The organism is Mesobacillus sp., assembly GCF_049588175.1.
GTDB lineage: Bacteria > Bacillota > Bacilli > Bacillales > Cytobacillaceae > Mesobacillus.
The window spans coordinates 1-3,770 of the sequence record NZ_JBAVFI010000695.1; the positions used below are offsets into that span (position 1 = coordinate 1).

A 3,770-nucleotide genomic window follows, 5' to 3' on the forward strand; every position below is an offset into this window, starting at 1 on the left:
GCTTTAGCTCCCGCAATCAACCTCGATGGATCTGCTAAATGTCTTGCTCCTTTTGGATGGACAATCACTTTTGCCTGGGGGCAATGCTCTAGCAGCAGTCCCGCTCCTCCAGCATGATCGAGATGGATATGAGTAACAATTATGTAAGCAATGTCCGCAGGTATAACTCCAAGTGCTTCCAGCCCATCTAAAATAAATGGTATCGAAGGACTGGCAGAAGTTTCTATTAGCGTAATTTTCTCTTCTAAAAGCAAATATGTACCTGTGCGTTCAGTCATGCTTAAATCAAAATCATCAATTAAATAGATATTTTCGGATAACCTTACAGGTTTTTTCAAAAAAACTCTCCTTTCGCGTAGCTTTTACTTGTACAACGCCTTACAATATTTTATTCTTGTAATATTGACATGTAAAGAATAAAGTATAGAATATTCTGAAATCATTTTACATGGATATAAATATGCCAATTGAGAAACCTATTGATAGATAATTGGTTTTCGCTTTGAAAGGAGACGGAGCAATGTCACAGCTTCAAGGAATCATCACACGTTTAAAGAATCTGCAAGAGCAGTCAAATGGAGGGGAACCTGCACAACGCTTTTTTGAAGTAAACGGTGAGCGTAAATGCCAGGTTACATACCATCCAAAAACTGAAACATACGAATTGGAAATTTATAATGAAAAAGAAAAGCCAAAGAAATACCAGTTCGACAATATTGATATGATTACGATCGAGATTTTCGATCTAATTCAATAATATTACCAATAAAAAAGGGACCTAGCTGGTTCCTTTTTTTATTCCTTTTTCGTAAGCCTGATAAATAATGGGAAGTTTCAATAAAGTGTATAGTGAAAAAAGAGTGCGAAAGGGTTATAAGAAGGTTATAAACTTATCAAGACAATCTTTTGATAAATATCATTTCCTTAGTGCAAACTAAATTGAAAGCGTCTGCAGATGAATTATGATAAAATGGAGTAGAAAGAAATCCATTTTAGGGAGTTTTCGCCATGATTAGTCTTCACAGCGGAGAGTTTTTAGAAATAAACATTAAAGATTTAATGATTCCTTCTGAACGCGTTGCTCATGTCCAAATTGGCAACAGCTTAGAGCATGCTCTTCTTGTTTTGACCAAGAGCGGTTATACCGCAATCCCAGTCCTGGACCCCCACTATCGCCTCCTGGGCCTGATCAGCACACCAATCATTATGGATTCAATCCTTGGACTCGAGAGAATTGAATTTGAACAGCTAGAAAAAAAACGGGTCGAAGAAGCCATGAATAAGAAAATTCCAAGAGTCAGCATCCACTCAACTCTGATGTCCTCTTTAGATCTTCTTGTCGATCATCCTTTTCTTTGTATTGAAGATGAATCCGGTATTTTTGAGGGAATCCTGACTAGGCGGACCGTTTTGCTGCAATTATCTAAACAAGTAAGAAAGCCTAATAAAAAGTAGGTCATGTTCCAGCTCCCGTCCGCGGGGGCTGAATTTTTTATTCGGACAGAGGTGAAGGATGGTATGGGACAAGCAGTAAATACAAATCAAAAAACGCATAAACGGGAGACAAAACGACCGCTCGTTTTGGTCACAGTTATGCTTGCCATGTTTATGGGGGCAATTGAAGGAACAATCATTTCAACTGCCATGCCAGCTATTGTTGGGGAACTTGGCGGGTTCGCTTTGTACAGCTGGGTTTTCTCAGCGTATCTTTTAATGAATGCCGTTACAGTCCTTATATATGGAAAATTATCGGATTTATTTGGACGGAAGCCAATATTAACATTTGGAATTGTCATCTTTTTGATTGGTTCGATTTTATGCGGTATGGCTGAAACAATGGAAATGTTGATATTATTCCGATTCATCCAGGGGTTTGGTGCTGGAGCAGTAGCACCAATAGCTACAACGATTGTAGGGGATATTTATACAAAGGAAGAACGTGCGAAAATTCAGGGGTACCTATCCAGTGTCTGGGGTATCTCAGCTATCACTGGACCCGCACTGGGAGGCCTGCTTGTAGAGTATGTAAGCTGGCGTTATGTATTCTGGATTAATATTCCGCTTGGAATCCTGGCCATCGCCGGTCTTTGGTTATTTCTACATGAAAATGTCGAGAAAAAGAAACATAAAATTGATTATTTTGGTGCAATTCTCCTGACTGTCGCGATCAGCTCCTTAATGATTGTCCTTGTCGAGGCAGGAACAAACTGGGCATGGACATCCTTGCAGACAATAGGGCTGACAGGAATCAGTATTGCAGCTTTTTTCTTGTTTATTTATCAGGAAAAAAGAGCGGAAGAACCGATGATGCCTTTTAATATTTGGCGTGAACGGTCCATTTTTATTGCGAATATGACCTCTCTTACAACAGGGATCATGCTGATTGGTATCTCCAGTTTTCTGCCTGCTTTTGTACAGGGGGTTATGGAACGTTCACCAATTGTAGCTGGGTTCACGCTGACGTCCATGTCGATTGGCTGGCCAATCGCAGCTGCGGTTGCCGGAAGACTCCTTTTAAATATAGGATATCGAACGACTTCCTTAATTGGTGGAGTGGCATTAATATTGGGCAGTGTTATGTTTGTAACGTTAACACCAGAGGCTGGTCCATTGTGGGCTGCTGCAGGTTCCTTTTTAGTAGGTGTTGGAATGGGTCTTACGAGCACTGCGTTCATTGTTTCCATCCAAAGCACTGTGGCGTGGCAGCAGAGAGGAATTGCAACAGCCGCCAATATGTTTATGAGGAATCTTGGAAACACTGTCGGAGCTGCCCTGCTTGGCGGCATCCTCAATAGCAGCATCATCAGTTTTATGAAAAAGAATGGTGCCGAAGGCCAGGAATTGTCCATTGATACCACTAACATCCTTTTAAAGGAGTCTGAGAGAATGAAACTGCCAATAGAATTAAAAGAGATTCTCCAGAATGCCCTGACAAATGCACTGCACTCTGTCTATCTCGTTGTTTTGGTTTTTGCAGTTGTTAGTATGCTGTTCATTTTTTTCCTGCCTAAGAAAGAAAAAAATGCAGATTGATTTGCAGTCTTTTGGAATCTTCCTAATACTTATAATGAAAGATGTTACCATTTTAGATAAAATATAAGTAAAACTTATTAAGAGGTCCCGATATGTCATCGATTTCAGAGTTTCACCTTCTATCTGTGCTTGCACAGGAAATGAATATGAGAAAAGCGGCAGAGAGGCTCTTTGTTTCGCAGCCAGCCCTCTCGCAAAGACTTCAGACAATCGAAAAGGATTGGGGTGCTAAATTATTCCTTCGCTCGCAAAAAGGTCTCACTTTAACACCGGCTGGAGAGGTGGTCATTCAATTTGTGAATGAAACAATCTCGAGAGAGGAAAAAGCACGAGAATCAATCCATGCATTAAACTCAGAAGTGTATGGAACGCTAAAAATTGCGGTGGCATCTATTGTCGGACAGAACTGGCTTCCACAGGTGTTGAAAAAATATGTCAGCAGGTACCCCCAGGCGAAAATATCCCTCGTCACCGGCTGGAGCAGCGAGATTTCAAAAGCATTGTATGAAGATCAAGTCCATATTGGAATCATTCGGGGAACACCTGATTGGAAAGGGGTTAAAATCCACCTTTTTAAGGACAGCTTATATCTGGTCGATACGGAAATTACTAGTCCGGAGCAGGTACTCGAGACAGACAGGCCTTTCATCCAATTTAAAAGTGACTCCAATTATTATCAGGAAATCCAAGATTGGTGGCTAAGACAATTTCAGACTGCTCCTCGGAGAACAATCATC

At 40.7% G+C, this 3,770-nt stretch carries 5 protein-coding genes; 4 read left to right on the forward strand and 1 reads right to left on the reverse strand.

The annotated features are described in order from the left end of the window. A partial coding sequence (locus tag WB217_RS16900) for an MBL fold metallo-hydrolase (protein WP_423994449.1) occupies positions 1–338 on the reverse strand: 338 nt, incomplete at its 3' end. 182 nt (positions 339–520) lie between these two features. Between WB217_RS16900 and WB217_RS16905 the strand changes: the two genes are divergently transcribed. The 4 genes from WB217_RS16905 to WB217_RS16920 form a co-directional block, all read left to right on the forward strand. Continuing rightward, positions 521–757 (forward strand): YkuJ family protein, encoded by a 237-nt coding sequence (locus tag WB217_RS16905; protein WP_251478007.1) that lies wholly within the window; start codon positions 521–523, stop codon positions 755–757. Positions 758–1,008: 251 nt separating this feature from the next. Next, a complete protein-coding gene (cbpB, locus tag WB217_RS16910; RefSeq protein WP_423994450.1) occupies positions 1,009–1,455 on the forward strand; it encodes a cyclic-di-AMP-binding protein CbpB in 447 nt (148 codons plus the stop codon). 63 nt (positions 1,456–1,518) lie between these two features. Continuing rightward, positions 1,519–3,033 carry an MDR family MFS transporter gene (locus tag WB217_RS16915; protein ID WP_423994451.1) on the forward strand — a complete coding sequence of 505 codons (1,515 nt, stop codon included), beginning with the start codon at positions 1,519–1,521 and terminating at the stop codon, positions 3,031–3,033. Between the two features lie 92 nt (positions 3,034–3,125). Further along, positions 3,126–3,770: LysR family transcriptional regulator (locus WB217_RS16920; protein ID WP_423994452.1), on the forward strand; the 645-nt coding region annotated here is incomplete at its 3' end.

Coding starts and splice junctions, on each gene's coding strand:
- WB217_RS16915 (WP_423994451.1), top strand. CDS start 1,519: ATGGGACAAGCAGTAAATACAAATCAAAAAACGCATAAACGGGAGACA.
- cbpB (WP_423994450.1), top strand. CDS start 1,009: ATGATTAGTCTTCACAGCGGAGAGTTTTTAGAAATAAACATTAAAGAT.
- WB217_RS16905 (WP_251478007.1), top strand. CDS start 521: ATGTCACAGCTTCAAGGAATCATCACACGTTTAAAGAATCTGCAAGAG.